General features: G+C 38.7%; 15 protein-coding genes and 1 tRNA gene. 8 read left to right on the top strand and 8 right to left on the bottom strand.

What is annotated here, in order from left to right; translation table 11 throughout:
- Positions 1 to 43: 43 nt before the first annotated feature.
- Entirely contained in the window at positions 44 to 766 is a 723-nt protein-coding gene (gene bshB1, locus MWU82_RS03780; RefSeq protein ID WP_247095274.1) for a bacillithiol biosynthesis deacetylase BshB1, read from the top strand.
- On the opposite strand, the gene MWU82_RS03785 is transcribed toward bshB1, so the two are convergent.
- Positions 763 to 2,847 (bottom strand): tetratricopeptide repeat-containing sensor histidine kinase, encoded by a 2,085-nt coding sequence (locus tag MWU82_RS03785; protein ID WP_247095275.1) that lies wholly within the window; start codon positions 2,845 to 2,847, stop codon positions 763 to 765. The genes bshB1 and MWU82_RS03785 overlap by 4 nt on opposite strands.
- 237 nt (positions 2,848 to 3,084) lie before the next feature.
- Between MWU82_RS03785 and MWU82_RS03790 the strand changes: the two genes are divergently transcribed.
- Together MWU82_RS03790 and MWU82_RS03795 are read left to right on the top strand one after the other, a co-directional pair.
- Positions 3,085 to 3,160 (top strand) — tRNA-His (locus tag MWU82_RS03790).
- Positions 3,161 to 3,320: 160 nt separating this feature from the next.
- Complete coding sequence (locus MWU82_RS03795; protein WP_247095276.1) at positions 3,321 to 3,917, top strand: hypothetical protein; 597 nt, start codon at positions 3,321 to 3,323, stop codon at positions 3,915 to 3,917.
- A gap of 18 nt (positions 3,918 to 3,935) precedes the next feature.
- Here MWU82_RS03795 and recG read toward each other — a convergent pair whose 3' ends face one another.
- The 6 genes from recG to MWU82_RS03825 form a co-directional block, all read right to left on the bottom strand.
- Positions 3,936 to 6,035, bottom strand: coding sequence for an ATP-dependent DNA helicase RecG (gene recG / locus MWU82_RS03800; protein ID WP_247095277.1), 2,100 nt, complete (start codon positions 6,033 to 6,035; stop codon positions 3,936 to 3,938).
- Between the two features lie 179 nt (positions 6,036 to 6,214).
- Positions 6,215 to 8,767 (bottom strand): CHAT domain-containing tetratricopeptide repeat protein, encoded by a 2,553-nt coding sequence (locus tag MWU82_RS03805; protein ID WP_247095278.1) that lies wholly within the window; start codon positions 8,765 to 8,767, stop codon positions 6,215 to 6,217.
- Positions 8,768 to 10,720 (bottom strand): PKD domain-containing protein, encoded by a 1,953-nt coding sequence (locus MWU82_RS03810; RefSeq protein ID WP_247095279.1) that lies wholly within the window; start codon positions 10,718 to 10,720, stop codon positions 8,768 to 8,770. It lies immediately after the preceding gene.
- Positions 10,721 to 10,899: 179 nt separating this feature from the next.
- A complete protein-coding gene (locus MWU82_RS03815; protein WP_247095280.1) occupies positions 10,900 to 11,922 on the bottom strand; it encodes a hypothetical protein in 1,023 nt (340 codons plus the stop codon).
- A 115-nt stretch (positions 11,923 to 12,037) separates the two neighbouring features.
- A complete protein-coding gene (locus tag MWU82_RS03820) occupies positions 12,038 to 12,604 on the bottom strand; it encodes a hypothetical protein (protein WP_247095281.1) in 567 nt (188 codons plus the stop codon).
- A gap of 110 nt (positions 12,605 to 12,714) precedes the next feature.
- Positions 12,715 to 13,734, bottom strand: coding sequence for a hypothetical protein (locus MWU82_RS03825; protein ID WP_247095282.1), 1,020 nt, complete (start codon positions 13,732 to 13,734; stop codon positions 12,715 to 12,717).
- A 313-nt stretch (positions 13,735 to 14,047) separates the two neighbouring features.
- Between MWU82_RS03825 and MWU82_RS03830 the strand changes: the two genes are divergently transcribed.
- From MWU82_RS03830 to MWU82_RS03850, 5 genes are read left to right on the top strand one after another with little or no spacing between them, the layout of a single operon-like run.
- On the top strand, positions 14,048 to 14,629 hold the full coding sequence (locus MWU82_RS03830; RefSeq protein WP_247095283.1) for a sigma-70 family RNA polymerase sigma factor: 582 nt from the start codon (positions 14,048 to 14,050) through the stop codon (positions 14,627 to 14,629).
- Positions 14,630 to 14,633: 4 nt separating this feature from the next.
- Positions 14,634 to 15,359 (top strand): hypothetical protein, encoded by a 726-nt coding sequence (locus tag MWU82_RS03835; protein ID WP_247095284.1) that lies wholly within the window; start codon positions 14,634 to 14,636, stop codon positions 15,357 to 15,359.
- A 54-nt stretch (positions 15,360 to 15,413) separates the two neighbouring features.
- Positions 15,414 to 17,501 (top strand): M1 family metallopeptidase, encoded by a 2,088-nt coding sequence (locus MWU82_RS03840; RefSeq protein WP_247095285.1) that lies wholly within the window; start codon positions 15,414 to 15,416, stop codon positions 17,499 to 17,501.
- Entirely contained in the window at positions 17,498 to 18,409 is a 912-nt protein-coding gene (locus tag MWU82_RS03845; protein WP_215949938.1) for a patatin-like phospholipase family protein, read from the top strand. Before MWU82_RS03840 ends, MWU82_RS03845 begins: the two co-directional genes overlap by 4 nt.
- Positions 18,406 to 19,296: a patatin-like phospholipase family protein gene (locus MWU82_RS03850; RefSeq protein WP_215949937.1), complete on the top strand. Its 891-nt coding sequence runs from the start codon at positions 18,406 to 18,408 to the stop codon at positions 19,294 to 19,296. Before MWU82_RS03845 ends, MWU82_RS03850 begins: the two co-directional genes overlap by 4 nt.
- A 12-nt stretch (positions 19,297 to 19,308) precedes the next feature.
- Here the strand turns inward: MWU82_RS03850 and MWU82_RS03855 are convergent, their stop codons facing one another.
- Entirely contained in the window at positions 19,309 to 19,827 is a 519-nt protein-coding gene (locus MWU82_RS03855; protein WP_215949936.1) for a hypothetical protein, read from the bottom strand.
- Positions 19,828 to 19,965: the final 138 nt, after the last annotated feature.

Raw genomic sequence — 19,965 nt, forward strand, 5'->3', positions numbered from 1 at the left:
AGTTAATTTGAAAGCTTTCAAGAACAAAGTAGACATAGATTAAATGAAATTAGACATATTAGTATTTGGCGCGCATCCAGATGATGCCGAACTGGGAGCAGGAGCAACAATAGCAAAAGAAGTGGCCAATGGTAAAAAAGTAGGTATAGTAGATTTGACCCGTGGGGAATTAGGTACCCGTGGCTCTGCCGAAATTAGGGATAAGGAAGCTGCAGCCGCTGCTGAAATTTTGGGGGTTACTGTGCGTGAGAATCTGGAATTTGCCGATGGTTTTTTCACAAATGACAGACAGCACCAATTGGAAATAATAAAAATGATCCGAAAATATAGGCCCGATACCGTTTTGTGCAATGCTATAGACGATAGGCATATAGATCATGCCAAAGGCAGCAAATTGGTAAGTGATGCATGTTTTTTGAGTGGACTAATAAAGATCGATACTAAAATTGATGGGGAGGAAAAGTGGCAGGAGGCTTGGAGACCTAAACTTGTACATCATTACATTCAATGGAAAAACCTTGAACCGGATTTTGTAGTGGATGTATCGGAATTTATAGATCTAAAGGTTAAAGCCATAATGGCCTATAGTTCCCAATTTTACGACCCAAAAAGCAAGGAGCCGGAAACGCCCATCAGTAGCAAAAACTTTATAGATAGTGTTGTTTACAGGTCAAGAGACCTAGGCAGAATGGTTGGCATAAGCTATGGGGAAGGTTTTACTACCGAAAGATTCGTTGCTGTTAAAAGCCTTGACAGCCTTATTTAGGCCGATTTTTGGAATTGTTTTTTGCCTTTGGGAACGGTGAAATAGAAGGTAGATCCTTCATTGATTTCACTCTTGACCCATAAGGTGCCACCATTTTTTATCACCATTTCACTACAAAGGGATAGGCCAAGCCCTGTTCCTTTTTCGTTATTGGTACCATAGGTGGTAATATTGGTGTTTTTTGCTAATATTTGCTCCTGAACGTACTCGTCCATACCAATCCCGTTATCCTTTACAAATACTTCCAAATAATCCGGCCTATCCACATAGCCAATCGTAATATGTCCGTTATTGGGGGTAAATTTTAAGGCATTGCTCAAAAGGTTTCTAATCACAATATCCATTTGATTTTCATCGGACCAAATTATGGCCTTATTGACTATTAAATTGTCCATTGTAATCATTTTGGTAAATGCCAATTCACTTAGTAAATTAATATTGTTCTCCACTAGGGCGTTTAGATCTACATTGGCAGGGTCGGTGGTAGCTTCCCGCATTTGCGATTGACCCCAAGTAAGAAGGTTGTTCAAGGTAAAGGAAATACTATTTACGTCGTTCTTTAATTTGGGAATAAACTCTTTGAACTCTGATTCTTTAATATCACCGCTGTTCAGTAATTTTAATAATCCCTCCAGAGCTCCAATAGGACCGCGAAGATCATGGGCAATAATAGAAAAAAGTTTGTTTTTGGTGTTATTGGTTTCCCATAATTCGGCCTCTCTCTGTTCTAGGTCCTCCTTTTGGCTTTCGAGTTCCCTGTTCAGTTTTTTCAGGATTTTTTGACCCCTTACCACTAAAAATGCTATTGCGCCCATAATTATAATAAATAGTATGGCTACATAAATATAGAGGCGCTGTTTAGCCAAGGCTTTTTCGTTTTTTAGTACCAATGCTTCTTGCTGATTCTTATGACTGATTTCTGTTTTCAGCATCGTCATGCTCATCTTGTTCTCATCCCTGGACAGGGTATCGGATATTTGTCTAAAAATTTCATGATATTTAAGGGCTGCAGCGTAGTTTTCCTGATTTTTATAAACTTTGTAAAGGGTATTGGAGCATTTTTTCATTCCCTCCATAGATTTAATAGTGGAGGAGATTTCATAGGCCATCATGGCATAATTATGTGAAATACTGTCTTTTTCCAGTCCAAAATTAGCTTCGGCCATCCCGTTGTACAAATCTATTATCCCTCGGTCATCCTGAAGGCTTTCATGTAGTTCCACACTTTTGTCATACCAATATAATGCCCTGGTATATTGCTTTTGTTTTAGGTATACTTTGCCCTTAACTTCATAAGCATAGGCCAACCAATCCCATGCCTTACCTTCTTCGAAAATTTTGATACTGCGGTTTATCTTAAAAAGGGCATTTTGAAAATCCCCTGTTTCAGCATAGATGGAAGCCACATTGCTCATGGTCTGTGCTGAGTTTATATCATTTCCTATCTTGATATTTATTTTTTCAACCTTGTTATAAAAATATAGGGCCTGATCATAATCTTTTTGGGCAGCGTATAAATCGGCTACATTTTCATATAGGATCGACTCCATTTTTTTGTTGCCAGAGGACTGTGCCAGTTTAATATTCTCCAAATAACCGAGTAGGGCAGTGGAATAATTGCCACTATAGACGTTTTCATTCGCTAATTCATTGCCAATTCGTAAGGTTAAATCATAATTATTATCTTTTTTGGCATTGATCAATGCTATTTCATAATTATCTATTGCAATGCTGTGTTCACCTATATCGGAATAATAAGTCCCAAGGTGGAATAAAGCCTCGCTTACTCCTTTTTTATAATCTATGTTGCTACTTAATTTCTGGGCTTCGCTTGAAAGCAATAAGAGACTATCCGGATTCAAGTATCTAAGCTTGGCGCCAAGATCCATTAATAATCCTATGTATATGGTATCCTTATTGACCTGTTTCTTCTGACTTCGTAAAGTGGTGATTTTTTCCCTCAATTCTCCAACAGAGGGTTCCTGGGCGGTGTTGACCCCACAAAAGAAAAGGAAAATCCAGAACACGGTTATTTTTAATTTAATCTCCCGTGAGCTTATATTTAATGCTTTAAAAGACATTTATCCTAATTTATCTGTTGATAAAAATATCTTTCCTTTAAAAAATAGGCTAATTTATGTTGTGAAAGTGCGGTTTTTTGTGTGTTTCGTCCAGTATTTTGAGTATTTGGTCGATATATAGCGTAGAAAAATATGGTATAATTCGGGGTATGAGCATTTTATAAAATGATATAAAATAATCTGAAATTTATTTTGAACGATAGCACTAAAGATTTATCTTTGCCACCGCTTACAAATGGTGGTTGTAGCTCAGCTGGTTAGAGCATCGGTTTGTGGTACCGAGGGTCGCCGGTTCGAACCCGGTCTTCCACCCAGAAATATAACCCTGTCAGAAATGACAGGGTTTTTTTGTGGCATACAGTTTCATTCTTATGGGAACCCTTAATAACAATGTAGATTTAGTATATTTACTTTATAAATAGATGTGGGCAATCTATAAAGTGGATTGCTGGTGGACAATGGTAATCAATTATATGTCATATAAATTATTCTTCCTTTTATTCTTACTTACCAATTGCTTATTCTCACAGGTGAATACCGTGGAGTGGGAACCAGCTTATAAGTTCAAAATTGAGGATTTTCAAGGCTCAAAAACAGCTATTAACAAGTATATAGACAAAGTATTGGTACTATCTGGGGTTATATTGGATTTTGAATTTCAAATGTCCAATGTTGAATTTATGTTTACAAAGAACTTCAATTCCAAAGTGAGTTGTACATTTCATAAGGATGCAGCAGTGATAATGGCTCCGGATAGTTTGGAAGCTAAAAGATTGATAACACTTGTTAAATTCGATTTTGATCTCTCAGAGCTTTATGCCAGAAAGATTAGAAAAGAACTGTTTCAGAACAAAAAAACCTTTTCCGATGCAACGTTTTTTCAACCTTATTTTGATAAAATGATAGCAGAACGCAATAAGATCAGTTCAAGGGTCTATTTGGAAACGGATTTTGGCAACAAGTCGGCAATATTGGAAAAAGAGCATGAGGCCGTTAAAAAGGAACTGATGGAATTTTCTGATTTCTGCAAGGAATGCAAGCCCCCAAAAAACCGCAATAAAACTAATTGACCAATCCTATTGGCAATCTCAACTAATATAATTCCAAATATTCTTGTACTTCACCAATTGCGTATAGGCATGGAGTATAACGGGATGCTTTTGTAAAGTAATATCTTCCTTTAAAATTTTTAGGGCATGGTATCTTGCCGTTTTTAAAATATCGTTGTCCTTGATAATATCGGCTATCTTAAGATTAAGTACACCACTTTGCTGGGTTCCCATTAAATCCCCTGGACCACGGAGCTTTAAATCAACTTCAGCAATTTGAAATCCGTCATTGGTGCCTACCATGGTCTCCAACCTTGTTTTGGAATCTGAGGACAGCTTGTGTCCGGTCATTAAAATACAAAAACTTTGATCGGCCCCACGACCAACCCTGCCCCGTAATTGGTGGAGTTGTGACAACCCAAAACGCTCCGCACTTTCAATGATCATTACCGATGCGTTGGGAACATTAACGCCTACCTCAATTACCGTTGTGGCGACCATAATCTGTGTTTCCCCCTTAACAAATCGTTCCATTTCATAGTCTTTGTCAGCTGGTTTCATTTTACCATGTACAATGGAAATCTGATACTCGGGCATAGGAAAATCCCTTGCTATACTCTCGTAACCATCCATAAGGTCTTTGTAGTCCAAAGCCTCGGATTCCTGAATTAAGGGATAAACCACATATACCTGTCGCCCCTTTTTAATCTCGTCCCTTATAAACTGAAATACTTTCAAGCGGTTGGAATCGTACCTATGGACCGTTTTAATAGGTTTTCTTCCCGGGGGAAGCTCATCTATGGTAGAAATGTCCAAATCGCCGTATAAACTCATTGCCAAGGTTCTGGGAATAGGGGTAGCGGTCATAACCAAGATATGGGGAGGGATATCATTTTTGTGCCATAACTTGGCGCGCTGTGCAACGCCAAATCTATGCTGTTCATCCACAATTGCAAGGCCTAGATTTTTATATGCAACCTTATCCTCCAGCAGGGCATGGGTACCAATTAAAATATGGAGTTCCCCATTTTCCAATTGTTCATGAATTACCTTTCTGGCCGATTTCTTGACCGATCCAGTAAGTAGGGCAATGTTAACGCCAATATCTCCTAGAAGATCCTTTATGCCCATAAAGTGTTGGTTGGCCAGAATTTCCGTAGGCGCCATTAGGCAGGCCTGGTATCCGTTATCTATGGCGAGTAACATGGTCATGAGTGCCACAATAGTTTTGCCCGACCCTACATCTCCCTGAAGTAATCTATTCATTTGTGCGTTGCTGCCCAAATCGGCCCTAATTTCCTTTATTACCCTTTTCTGGGCATTGGTGAGTTCAAAGGGCAAGTGATGCTCATAAAAAGTTTTAAAAAGGGTTCCGACCTTATCAAAATTATATCCCTTTATTTTCTGTTTATGCATTAAGTTTTTGGAAATCAGCTGTAGTTGTATATAAAATAATTCCTCAAATTTTAGCCGAAATTGTGCCTTGGCCAATAATTCCTGATTCTTTGGAAAGTGGATATTAAAAAGTGCCTCCCCTTTAGAAATAAGGCTTAATTCATTTATGAGGCTAGGGGATAGGGTTTCCTCAAATCGTCCTTTGGTCTCCAAAAATAATTGCTGTATAAGTTTGTTGGTCACCCTATTGGTCACACCCTTGTTGGCCAATTTTTCGGTGGAAGGATAAACAGGTTGCATATATATTTTTAAGCCCTTTTCATGGTCTTCCCACAATTCCATTTCTGGATGGGGCATGGAGAAGGTGCCATTGAACCAATTGACCTTTCCGAAAATAACATATGGAATGTTTAACTTGAGGTTTTCCCTGATCCATTTTTGTCCCCTGAACCAAACCAGTTCCATTTCTCCCGTATCATCAATAAATTTGGCTACCAATCGTTTACCTTTTTTTTGATCAACCGTTTTAATGTTGACAATCTTCCCAACAATTTGAACATCCGAACTGGTCCGCTGTAATTGGCTAATTTTATAATATTGGGTTTTATCAATATAACGATTGGGAAAAAGATTAATTAAATCCTGATAGGTATGTATTCCAAGCTCCGATTGTAAAGTCTCGGCACGGTTGGGACCAACGCCTTTTAGATAGACAATAGGCGTTTGTAGTACATTGGAATTCATTGAAATATACCTGATTATTAGAAGCCCTACTAACAGTGGTTGCAAAGTAAGATAGGACGACCGGATTTTATGATGCTATTTTTGACCAGACTAAAATAGCAGTTCCGTCAAACAACTGCAAGTGTGGGTTTATTATTATCGGTCCACTATAGCAAAAGTAAACCATCCTTTCTTCACTCTTATTTTTTCTTTAAACCAATTATTATTGCCAAGAATCCGACAAACAGTAGTGAAGCACCCCACCACCAAAAAGTGTTATGCGCATTTTTATTGGAATCAAGGGCTCCGTAATACGCAAAACCATTCCAGTAATAGGGCGATTTTTTAGAATTGGGAATATTATTATCCCGTAGGTAGGACAGCTTTGCTGTATGATTCGATTCAAATACAGATTCTGTAGACCTAAAAGATTCATAAAATCGGGACATTAACGATGCAGTGCTCTGGTCGTTTACTTTCCAGAGCGAAAAAAGTACAGAGGAGGCACCAGCATACTGAAAACCACGGGCTACACTGATAGCTCCTTCCCCTTTTTGGAGTTTACCTATTCCGGTTTCACAGGCACTTAAAACAATGGTCTTGCCACTCATATCCAAACTGTGTAATTCAGGCAAGTAAAGCAGATCATCATAGAATTGTACAAAGGCGGGGACTACAAAATCACCACTGCCTGCATGGGTAGATAAATGTATAAGGTCGTGGTTTTTTGCCTTCTGGATAAAATTTTCTTTTGTGGCCCGGGACTCCAAAACCAATTCTGCGGACATGGCGCCCCCAAGTGCTTTTGCCTCCTCCTCCGAATAGGATAATTCCTCGGGACTTCCTTTAAAGATGGGGAAAATTCCTAAAACCGATTTTTTTTTGTTATTGGATATTGATGTAAGATATTGGTGGGCATTAACAGCATACGCTACCTTTTTCGATACCGCTAAAAAGGGCATTTTGGAAAACGACGTGCCTTTTGTGGGTTCGGTCAAAAGCGATTCAAAAGGAAGGAAGTTCAATAGTCCATCAGGGATCAATACTAGATGCTTTTTATTCAAAGCGTTCTGTAATTGTAGCACCTCAAATAGCTCATATGCAGTTTTTGTAAAGTTTGAAACCTCATTATTTATAGCTTTTGGACCATCAAATAGATGTACAAATTTCAAAATATAAGAGGACAGTTCTTCTGTATCGGGAAGTTGGTACATCCGTATTCCTGAATCATCGATTGTAAATTGATAGTTGCTTTTTGTCCCTAAAAAATAGGATTGTAGTACCGCTTCATCCGTTTTTAACTTGTTTTGCAATTCAACTAGATCTAGCTCTGTCTGAAACATTTTAGGCAAATTGGATTGTAGCAACTTAATTTGCCGATCTACGTCTGCCAATTCGGAAATGAAAGTTTCCAATATTTTGTCATTCAAGTTTTTGAATTGTGCTCGCAATAGCTGGTCGGTGAGCTTATCACGGTCTCGTAGGAGGTTTTCCAATCCATTGGTTTTTCCATCCTGCTGTTTATTAAGCATCGTTCTTTCCGTCAATACCATAGCCTTTCCCTGTTCAGAATAGACAAAGGCCCTTTCGGCCCACATTGGATCCTTGGTGTGGGAATAGTGCTTCCATATAAGGTCTATACATTTTTCCGTTCGATGCTTTGCGTCTGCCCGGTGTATTATTTTGGTTTCTTGGGATGTATAGTCCTCTTGCAGCAAATTTGCTACATAAAATGCCAGATCATACGCCCTCAAGGCATCCTTTACGGTTTCAGCGGTAGCCGCGTAGGCATCAAAAATGCGAAGAAAATTACGATCCGGAAATAAAATGGTTTCATCAGGAAGGTTCTGCCCAGAATGGGAGGGAAGCATTACCGTCAAAGCTTTTTGCAATGTGTTTTGAGCATCAAGGGTACGGCCAATTTCCAAAAGCAATTCGGCCTCCTCTACCAATAGGTTTACCCATTGGCGGGCAGATACGCCTTCATCGTTCAAAAGTGCTTTTTTCGCTTTTTCAAAGTAATCCAGAGCCATTTCCTTATGGCCTTCTTTAAGCACTATAAATGCAAGACTTTTAAAGGAATTGACATGATTAATTCCTCTCAGTGCAGTAATTTCTAAAAGCAGCTGTTTGGCTTTTTCAAAATCCCCGACCCGAAAATATGCGGTAGCAAGGTTATTCTTCAAAGCCGCTGCGGTCCCCAGAGGTATGCTTTTCTTCTTCAGGGTTTCATTGATCAACAAATACGATCTCTCATATCTGGATGTGGAATTGTAAAGGGCAGATAGCGATAATACAGTATTGAACAATAGGGAATTATTTGTGGTGTTTTTGGCATGGGAAGCGCACTGTATCAATAATTCTTCTGCTTTCAAATAGTCTCCCTGTCTTATATAAATAGCTGCCAAAGGAACAGCTGCATTTACATAAATATTGTAATCCGATAATTCGTTGGATTTGAAGCGATGATAGGCATCTTCATAGTTTTCGATACTTTTGGAAAGGTCGCCATATTTTTCAAAGTAATAACCAAGATTAGATCTGGCTATAACCAAAGCAAGTTGTTGATCAGGGGATTTGGCCGTTAAGCTGAAGTTATTGGAATAACTTACAAGTCCTTGAAGATTTTCAATCGTTGGCTTTGCCACAAGATTGTCCAATTCTTTGTAAAGTTCGTCCGTCGTAAGTTGGGCCGAACTCCAGAAGGGAAGCGCCCAAAAAACACAGACGAATATTTTACTAAGGTTTTTCAATTAGAAGCGCCATAAGGCATAGAGTTGCCAATAGTTAAAATCGGTTTTATTGTTCATGACATAGCGCGCACCCAAACTTGGTCCCAATCGGGAAAATCCTGCAGTAAAGTCCAACAAGATACCTGTTCTCCAGTTGGTAAAGGATTCCTTCATGGAATTGGTATCCGTTTTGGAATCCATTAAAAATTGGTCCGTATCACCTTCGTAATATTCGACGGTTACACTATTATTGGCAGTATTGCTAACATTAATATTAGATTGCACACCCGCGCCGATACCAATGTAATTATTAATATTATATCGAAGCAAAACCGGCACCTCCCAATTCACACTTTTTTGTTCGGTAGCGGTAATGGTGCGTTGTAACTGTATGCTACCGTTTCTGGGGTCATCAACCACTTGGTCAACACTTGTGCTACTGGTACTGGAATTAAAACTATTACTGAATTCTGCCTGTCCATAGAAACGGTACGGCTTGTAGGGAGAGACCACGGCACTTAAAAAATAGCTTTGTGCGTTTTCTACCTTAGGATAGTAATTATATCCCGCTTTGATCCCGATAGAAATACCTGGTGTAAACCGGGTTGTTGCGTAATTGGTTATTATAGGTTCATTTTTATCGAAAATAATCGCAGTGCGACTCTTTGTTTTCTGCTTGTGGAAGTCTTTTGCAAAACGGATGCTATATTTTACAAATCCCTTGGTGGAATCTTTTTCCTGTACATTTTTTTGTTCCGTTCCAGGGAGATAAATATTCTTAAAAGTGAAAATGGCCTTGTTCTTCAAGAAAGTGGTATCCAAACAACTGTAGCGCACCGGTTCTTTCGGACAAATTGGACATGCCGGATATTGGTCCTCCAATTTTAAGGTAGCCATATCCAACATTTCGGGAATATCTGTTTCCAAGCGGATAGTCCGTGCCGGTCCCTCCCCGTTGTTCTGAAATTTTATCTTGTATTTCAAGGTCTTAAAACGCACCAAACGGTAGTTCATCAATACCCCATTGGAAGACATTTTATTAGGGTCATGGGAAGTCACGATTTCCATTTCCATATCTTTTACCGTATGGTCACCGTAATTATTATCGGGTACGTAAATACCTCTAACCGAAATAATGGCACTGGTATCCTTTATCATTTCGGGAGCTGTGCGCATGGTCAAAAAAACATTTCTTTCTTCACCAGGCTGCATATTCTCAAATGAAATTGATTTTTGTGAGCGATAGGCTTGTTTAGCTTCCTCCATACTTAGCGGAAGGTTGGTTTTTTTTGTAGAATCCTGTGCCTGTGTGCTATAAGAAACCAGTTCATTTTCTATTGAAGTCAAAAAGGTTTTTGTTGGATTATAGTCTTTATTATAGACCATCACATCCGTAGGAACCAAACTTTCACCATGGTGTAACCTAATTTCAGGTTCTAAGAAGTTATCGTTCTTAAATGCCATTTCGTTATAAAACAGATGAATATTACCTGAAGATGTGTAGTTGTTGGTGTTCTTGTAGCTTACGATCATGACCATTTCTTCATCTATCATTGGCTCTCGATTGCGTTTCAACATGAAATCGTCGGTCATGGTAGCCAGATCGTCTACGTTCTTTGTAATTTCGTTAATGACCACCTTTTTAGGTCTGGTGGCCGGTGGTTTCCCTGTATCGTAATTGTTGGTTGCCCAGAGTTTTGCCTCATAGCTACCCGTTTTTTTATAGGTATGTTTTGGGTCTTTTTCGGTACTATAAGTGCCATCCCCAAACTCCCAATAATAGCTATAAAAAGCCTTTGGTGCCCCTGCTATTTGTTGTAATGGCGGGGTATCGGAAAGAAAGGATACCTCATTGCCATTGGCATCATACCCAATATTGGCGTAACGTACCACTGTATCGTTGGCAACCGGTTCCTGGGCCTGGATAATAGATCCGAAAAATAACAGGAAAAGTAATGTGAGTTGTTTTTGCATTGGAGCGAAATTGGGTTTAACATTTAAAACTCCCTAGTAACTAACGTTTTCTATAACTCTTTGGTATATGTTAAAATTCTTTTGTAAGATTAAGTAATTATAGAATGGTGGCCTAATACCGGCCACCATTCTTGAATAATAATTCAAAACCAATTCATTGAATAATGTATGTCCTATTATTATGGCAAATTGTTTATCAGGGCCTTAAGCTGGGCATCCGATGTAGTTGCCGTTTCCGATAAATTAAAGGTAATTGTCCCGTTGTCCACAATGGTTACCGCTTTTATGGCATATAACCAGTTTCCGTTGTCTTCACTTACAAAGATGACATGAGCCTCTAAACCGATAGGAATTTGACCATAGTGTTCTGTAAACAATTCCAGATCTTCATCATATTTATCCAAAAAGGCCAAGGCGTTTGGTTCTCCATCATAGGAGATATAAACGGCACTGTTTTCATCATTAAAGCCTTCCGGCACATCAACCAAGAGTCCTGTTTTTGGTCTGGGATCACTTGCAAAACGATCAACATTGGTCCACCCAAATTCTTGGAAGAAGGTATAATAGGCGTCTCCCTGAGTTATACCTTTACCTATTTCTATACCAGGCATATTTCCTTCATCATCACGAATTTCATCCCAAATTATATCGTCACATCCCACGGCATTATCGCAATCTTCACCAATGGTACCTTTCCATAATGACATTTGGTTATCGGCACCACCGGTTAAATCAACAGGAATAACTACCTGCATATTACAACCTAGGTTCAATTGATCTCCTCCTTGCGTGGCATTGACATAAAATTCGCCGCCTGAGATCATAATAGCTTTCCCTCCGTCGTCCATTCTGCCCATTGTTGTTTTGTTGGTCAACAACATATTACCCCTGTCATAAAGTTCTACAATCTCAACAGCTACCTGCCCAGTAACGGCATTCCCGTTTTTTGTTAAACAAGTACCATTAATGCTTATTTGGGTTCCATTTTCGGTTGTAAAAACTCCCATTCCAGAAGCATCGAACTGAAAATTTTGGGTCAATTCTGCCAAGGCATCCGCTTTCAGGCCAGCAAATGCCTGCGGTGTGGCCGCTTGGAACGGAATTCCCTGTTCGTCCGTTTGATCGCCTTCTTCCCTTGAACAACTGGCCATTGTTATTACTGCCATTGCTACCATTCCGAATAATTTTCTAGTGTTTTTCATAATTGATTGTTTTAAGATTTTTTTATTTAATGTTTTACATCCTTATATCAAGAGGACTTCAGTTTTGTTACCCCTGATTTCTAATTTTTTTTTCGAAAACTGTTTTTTAAAGGGTTTATTTAAAGATTATATCAATATAGGGCACCCCAAAGTCTATTGCCGGTCCGCCATTTTGATGAAAATTTGAACCTGTAATGGTCATTATTCCGTTACTGTATGGAAAACTCATAGCATTATTGGTTGCCAATCGTCCAATAGTATTTCCAATGTTCGCCCCCCAATTGGTTTGAATTCGTTTTATGGTGTAGGAGGTTCCTGCTACTAGGTTAATGGTAGCAGAAGGTGTGACATAAGAAGTTCCTGTAGCCGAGAAAATGTGGGAACCAGTGTATATGGTATTTGTTGTAGTGTTGTCCACTATTTCTATAACATAAGGTGTAGTGGCAACACCTGATTGACTCTGATACCCAATTTCGCATACTTCCTTGGTTGCAGATAGCATAAAAGTATATTCATGTATTTCAGTGTCATACGTTACATTGTCCGAATGACCGGCACTGATCATACTTTGATAAAGTGTTTGGAAGTCCGAAGTGGAATTATCACAAAACACTGTGGGGTCACCGTCATCTGGAGTACAGGACACAATTCCGAGAACTAATATTAGCATCAATTTTTTCATAATAGGTTATTTTAAATTTGTATTGTTTATTGTTTTATATTTCTATATCAACAGTCCTTTGTTTTTGTTACCCTGTTTCCTAAACAAATTTTGTTTTTTGTGTATTACAGTTATGGCAAAGCGTTTATCATGGTAATCAGTTGGCTCTCGGTGGTCGTGCTCAAATCGCTTTCTTCGATAACTATAGTGCCATCTGCAATTATTGTAACGGGGTTTATGGCATATACCCAATTGCCGTTGTCCTCACTAACAAAGATGACATGACACTCTAGACCAATTGGAATAATACCGGTATGCTCGGAAAATAATCCGGTCTCAGGGTCATAGGCGTCCAAGTTGGCAAGTGAGCCTGCCTCCCCATTATAGGACAGATAAAGCGCACAATTCCCATTATCAAAACCTTCAGGTACCGCTGCCCATAACTTCGTCTTAGGTCTAGGGTCATTCCAAAAACGGTCAACGTTTGTCCATCCAAAACTGTTGAATAAGGCCATATATAATGATTGCCCGGCAGCACCTTGACCAATGTCTATGCCAGCTCCTAGGCCATTACGTTTTTGCTCTACCCAAGTAACATCATCACATCCGGTTTCAATATCACAATCCATACCTATTAGGCCGTCCCAAAGCGTCATTCCAGTATCATCACCTCCGGTAAGTGCCGTTGGAACGAAAACTTGCATAGGGCAAATAAGTTGTAGCAACTGTCCATTTTGTGTAGCTTCAATAAAAAATTCCCCTCCTGTAACCAAAAGTTCCTTGCCTCCTGTAGGAGAAAGACCCATAGTAGTTTTATTGGTGGCCAGCATAGTCCCTCTATCAAAAAGCTCTATTACTTCCACATCTACCATGCCTGTAACAGCATTACCATTTTTGGCTAAACAGCTTCCGTTAATAGTTATCTCAACACCCTTTTGGGTCGTAAAAGTTCCGGAGCCATCCACATCTATTTGAAATGTTTGTTTTAGATTTTCTAAGGCGGTAGCTTTAAGATCCGTGAAATCTTGGGGAGAAGCCCGTTCAATTGTTACGTCCAAAATATCGTTATCTCCATGTTCATCTTTTTGGCAACTTGTCATCAAAGCCACCGTCATTAAAAAAAGTCCTAAAATTTGTTTTGAATTTTTCATGATTATTATTTTTTGTTAAGAATGATTTTTTTGATTGTTCACCCCTATATCAATGTGCTTTGGATTTTGTTACCCCATTGGTTTAAAATATTTTCATTTTATTAGGTTCTATTATGGATGCGAGGAGTTATTTGGTGATACCAAGGGGTCTTCTTTATCTATTATTTGCTAATTTCCTAGGACAACATCAGCCAATACCTTTTAATGGGCCAGAAAGAGAATGGCTGGGGTTCTGTAAGCTTTGTAGAGCCGATACTTTGTTTTACAAGAAAGGAACCCAGAGTTTTCTTATTTTAGGCAAAATTTTCAATTCATGGCAGGATCAAGCATCCATCCCGATCAGAAGTACATAGAGGGTTTATTGATGAACAGTCCGTTGGTGATTAAAAGCATCTATGATCGTTTTGTCCCAAAGGTGGTGGGGTATATAACTAAAAATAGCGGCAATGAAGATGCCGCAAAAGATGTTGTCCAAGAGGTATTGGTAGCAATTTATAATCAAGCCAAACATAAAGGATTGCAATTGACCTGTCCGTTCGATGCCTATTTTTTCCTGCTTTGTAAACGGCGATGGTTGAACGAAATCAAAAAAAGTTCTTTAAAGGAGGTAACAATAAACGAAGAGGTTGTATCTATAAATGACGATGCACAACAACTGGCAGATGAATTTGATATTGAACAACAAAAGAAGTTGGTGTTCAATCGCATGTTTCAAAAACTAGGGGACGCCTGCAAAGATCTATTAAAAGCAACTTTCGAAATAAAATCGATGGATGAAGTGGCTCAAAAACTGGGAGTAACCTATGCCTATGCGCGAAAAAAGAAATCCCTGTGCATTGGCGAATTGACTCGAATGGTACAGGAATCGTCGGAATATAAAAACCTAAAAGCCTAAAATCATGAACGAATTGGATTTAGAACTATACGAAGCATATCTCGACAACACCCTTGATTCGGAAGCAAAAAAGGCATTTGAAGCCCGTTTGTTGGATGATGCATCTTTTAAGGCATCTTTTGATTCCTATAAGGAAACTTCTGACTACTTGTCTGAAAAATTCACCTACCAGGAGGATTTAAACGCTTTTGAAAATAATCTCAAAAATATAAGTAAGGAGCATTTTACCAAAAAAGCATCCCCCAGTTACAAAACTGAAATATGGAAGTACGCAGCCGCAATTGTACTGTTGATCACTATTGGAGGTTATTTTCTTATGGATAATAATCAGCCGCAGTATAATGATTTTGCATCCCAACCCACTATTTCATTGGTACAGAGAAGTAGTGGAGACCCTATGGCAAAAAAAGCAGAGAATGCTTTCAATAACAAGTCCTTTAAAGAGGCAATTAATTATCTAAATGAACTATTGGGTAATGACCCCAACAATCAAGAATTGTTGTTGTATAGAGGTATTGCCCAAATTGAAACTGCTGCCTACGGCGATGCCTATAAGGATTTGGACAAAGTTGCGTCTGGTAGTTCGGTTTATAAAAATGAGGCCTTGTGGCAAAAAGCCTTGGGACTTTTGAAGCAAAAGAATTACAATAAGTGTAAGCTGGTTTTGATAGAAATACCACCAACGGCCGATGAATATAATAAGGCACAAAACCTGCTTAAAAAATTATAGTCCGTATGCCATAATTAATTTAACAAGGCCGTACCAAGGTCTTATATTTGTAGTATGAAGCATTTCCTTTTTGTTTTTGTTTTTCTGACAACCCATTTACTTTCCGCCCAGCATCAGGACAAGGTAGATTTTATTCAGGGAAAAGTACATATAAAAATAGATCCCAAGGACGAAACCATTATGGGATCCGTAACCTACAAATTGAACGTCCTACAAAAAGTGGATACCGTTTTTCTTGATGCCCAAAATCTAAATCTAATAGAGGTCAAACTCAATAATAAAAAAGTTAAGCCCACTAATAACGGCAAAAAAATCGTAGTCCATAAACGCTTTAAGGCCAATAAAACCTATACGTTGGATATCACCTATTCTGCCAATCCCAAACAGACCGTATATTTTTTAGGTTGGAAGGACGACATTCTTGGCAACGAGCAGGTCTGGACCCAAGGTCAAGGAAAATATACCAGTCACTGGCTTCCCAGTTTTGATGATATGACCGAAAAGGTTGAATATGACCTCAATATCAGCTTTGATAAGACATACGAAGTAGTAGCAAATGGTGCCTTGGTCGCGACCAAAGAATTGGACGGATTGAAGAAATGGAGTTTTAATATGGACAATCCAATGAGTAGCTATTTATTGGCTTTTGCCATTGGGGATTACCATAAGAAAGAAGTGGAATCCACTACCGGGATTCCCATTGGTCTATATTTCTACCCAAGTGATAGTGCCATGGTGGAACCTACCTATAGATATACTACAGCGATTTTCGACTTTTTGGAAAAGGAAATAGGAGTGGCATATCCGTGGCAGAATTATAAGCAGGTACCTGTTAGGGACTTTTTATATGCGGGAATGGAAAATACAGGGACCACAATTTTTTCAGATTCCTATGTAATGGATTCCATTGCATTTAACGACAGGAACTATGTAAATGTAAATGCCCATGAGATGGCACATCAGTGGTTTGGTGATTTGGTTACCGAAGTGGACGGTGGTAGCCACTGGCTTCATGAAGGTTTTGCTACCTATTATGCCCTGTTGGCCGAGAGAGCGCTTTTTGGTAATGAATATTATTATTGGAAATTATACGAATCGGCAATCCAATTACAGGGATTAACCAAAGAGGATAAGGGAGAAGCCCTAATTGATCCCAAAGCCAGTAGCCTTACTTTTTATGAAAAGGGAGCATGGGCGTTGCATATGTTGAGGGAACAATTGGGGGAGGAATTTTTTAGTCAGGGAATACAACAATATTTAAATACGTACAGATTTAGAAATGCCACTGTGGATGACTTTATTAAGGTTATGGAGTTGGTCAGTGACACTGATTTGGGTGCGTTCCGGAAGCGATGGTTGGAGGATAAGGAATTTCCTTTTGGGGAGGCCAAAACAAGCTTGGTTCGTGAATCGGAGGATTTGAGGAATTTCTTCGGGCTGCAAAAGAAAGTGATGACCAGTAGCATGGACAATGAATCCATTATAAAAAAGTATTTGGAAAGCACAAATTCCGATCAATTAAAGGCCAAAATCATTAAAACGTATTACAAATCCCTATCCCAGGATTTTATAAAGGAATTGTTAAGGATTGAAAGTGTGCTAGTTAGGCAGGCGCTGGCCACTTCCACAGCACAGTTGCCACTGGATCTAAAATCTGAATATGAATCACTTTTGGACGATAGGAGTTATATTACCAAAGAGGAAATGTTGTACAAACTTTGGATAAATTACCCGAACGAAAGGGAAAAATACTTGGATAAGACCAAGGGGATCATTGGCTTTTCAAATAAGAACATTCGCATATTATGGCTCACCCTGGCTTTGCTCACCAAGGATTATGAATCCAATAACACCAACGAGTATTATTTGGAACTCAGTGGGTATACTTCCCCTGTATACCCCTATGAAGTTAGGCAAGGCGCATTTCAATTCTTGGAGCAATTGATTGGTTTTTCAGACAACAATTTGTTGGATCTTGTAGATGCAACCCAGCATCATTCTTGGCAGTTTAGAAAATATGCCCGTTCATTATTGGACCAACTTTTGGAAAAAAAGGAATATCGGGATAGAATAGATAAATTGAGAGTAAAATTTAATAAGGAGGAATTACGTTATATTAGCAACAAACTGATTTCGGAATGAGAGCATTGGTAATTTCTGGTGGTGGTAGCAAGGGTGCATTTGCCGGTGGCGTAGCCCAATACCTGATGCAAGAATTGAACCACAATTACGATTTATTTTTGGGCACCTCCACAGGCAGTTTATTGATTTCCCATCTCGCCCTACAAAAAATTGAAAAAATTAGGCAGGTCTATACTTCGGTAAATCAACATAATATTTTCAGTAATTGTCCCTTTGTGATAAAAAAGAAATATGGCATAGAGACCATTGGGATCCATCATATAAATGTGATGAAAAATTTTTTCAAGGGCAGCAAGACTTTTGGAGAAAGTCATAATTTACTTCAGTTGATCAAGAATACTATTTCCATTGAAGAATTTGAGCATTTAAAAAATGGTCCTTTGGATATAGTGGTAACCGTCTCCAATTTGTCGTTGAACCAGGTAGAGTATAAATCCATCAATGACTGTACCTATGAGGAATTTTGTGAATGGATATGGGTTTCCTGCAACTATACCCCATTTATGTCCTTGGTAAAAAAGAATGGATGTGAATATGCGGATGGCGGATTGGGCAGTATGGTTCCTATTGAAGAGGCTATTAGAAGAGGGGCAAAGGTAGTGGATGCCATAATTTTGCAAACAGAGGTTACCCAATTAAATAGAATGCCCTCCAAGAACGTATTTTCATTACTTACCAGTATGTTTGCCTTTATGTTGGATAGAATAGAACAACAAAATATTAGGATAGGCAAGTTTGTAGCCAACCATAACGATGCAATAATCAACTTCTATTATACGCCCACTGTACTCACTACCAACTCTCTTATATTTGAAAAGGAAAAAATGACGGTATGGTGGGAAAGTGGATTTAATTTTGCCAAACATAAAAACTCTGAAACCAACCTAATAGAGACTGGAATTCTATGAAAGCACTCGTAATTAGTGGGGGAGGGAGTAAAGGGGCCTTTGCTGGTGGCGTGGCCCAATACCTAATGGAAGTTGAAAAACGGGAATATGATATTTTGGTAGGTACCTCCACGGGCAGTCTTTTAATTCCTCAATTGGCCTTAAACCAAATTGACAAACTGCATGATATCTATACCAATGTTAGTCAACGTTCCATTTTTAGCCTTAATCCCTTTGTCGTACGAAAAAAAGGTGACAGGGAATATGTCTCCATAAATTTTCTAACTACCATTCTCCAATTTGTAAAGAGCAAACGTACTTTTGGAGAAAGCAAGGCTCTGAGAAGGACTATTAAAAAGAATTTTAGTGAAGCGGAATTCCAGAGGTTAAAAAAAGGACGAAAAGATGTAGTCGTGACGGTTTCCAATCTTTCCAAGAACAGGATCGAATATAAATCCATTAAGGATTTTTCCTATGATGAATTCTGTGATTGGATTTGGATTTCATGCAACTATATTCCTTTCATGTCCTTGGTAAAAAAAGACGGATTTGAATACGGCGATGGTGGGCTAGGGTGTGTTGTTCCCATTAGGGAAGCCATAAGACGAGGAGCTACGGAAATAGATGCCATTATCCTTGAGTCCGAAAATATGGAACATAACAAGGTTTTGGGTAGAAACCCTTTCTCACTTATGTTAAGTATTTATGGTTTTGTTTTGGACCAGATAGAATATCATGACATATCTGAAGGGGTATTGGCGGCAAAACATAATGGGGTGCAATTAAACTTATATTACACCCCCACTAAATTAACTGAAAACTCCTTGGTCTTCAATAAGAAACTTATGTCGCTATGGTGGCAACAAGGGTATAGGTACGCACAGGAAAAATTTTCCAGCGTTGTTTAAGGTAAATTTTAGTTACCAGAGTTCCCCAATTTCCTTTTTAACGTAAGCCAAAGCAGTTGCCGAAGGAGAGCTTTTTTCCATGGTTTCATTTAGAATATCCTCACGGAGCTTGTCTGCCGAATCCGATTCGCTCATTCCTGCCTTCCTGATCATTTGTATGGTGGCACTTTTTGCCGCCTTAATTATATTCCAACATTCATCGGTCATATAGATTTGTTGGGATAGGTTATGCTCAAATTCATTTTCGATACTTTTGATCAGCAAATTTTCATAATCGTTTTTATTGCTGTTTTTAGGTCCTACCCTTACCACCAAACTAGGAATTGCAATTCTCTCCAGAAACAGGGCCATTCTTTCGTAGGCTTGTAATCTAATAGGCAAGGTGTTTTTTTGACTGTCTTTATGCAGTAGGTATCGTCTTCTACCTTCTTCGTTTCTGGTATGTAGTCTAAAAAAATAAAAGGCGACCACTCCGGTTACTACAGCGGGTAACAAATAGGCAAATAGTTGAAAAATTTCCTCTCCACTCATTTTGTATTGGTATTTTTTGGTTTGTTGATTATTTAACGGCTTATTCCATTAAAAATTATGGTAGGTTTCAATTTTTTACCTGTCACCACTATAATTGGATTAATCTAACCTAGGTCATAAAAAAAAGCGCTAAGTAGC

It is taken from the genome of Arenibacter sp. S6351L (assembly GCF_023016025.1).
Lineage (GTDB): Bacteria > Bacteroidota > Bacteroidia > Flavobacteriales > Flavobacteriaceae > Arenibacter > Arenibacter algicola_B.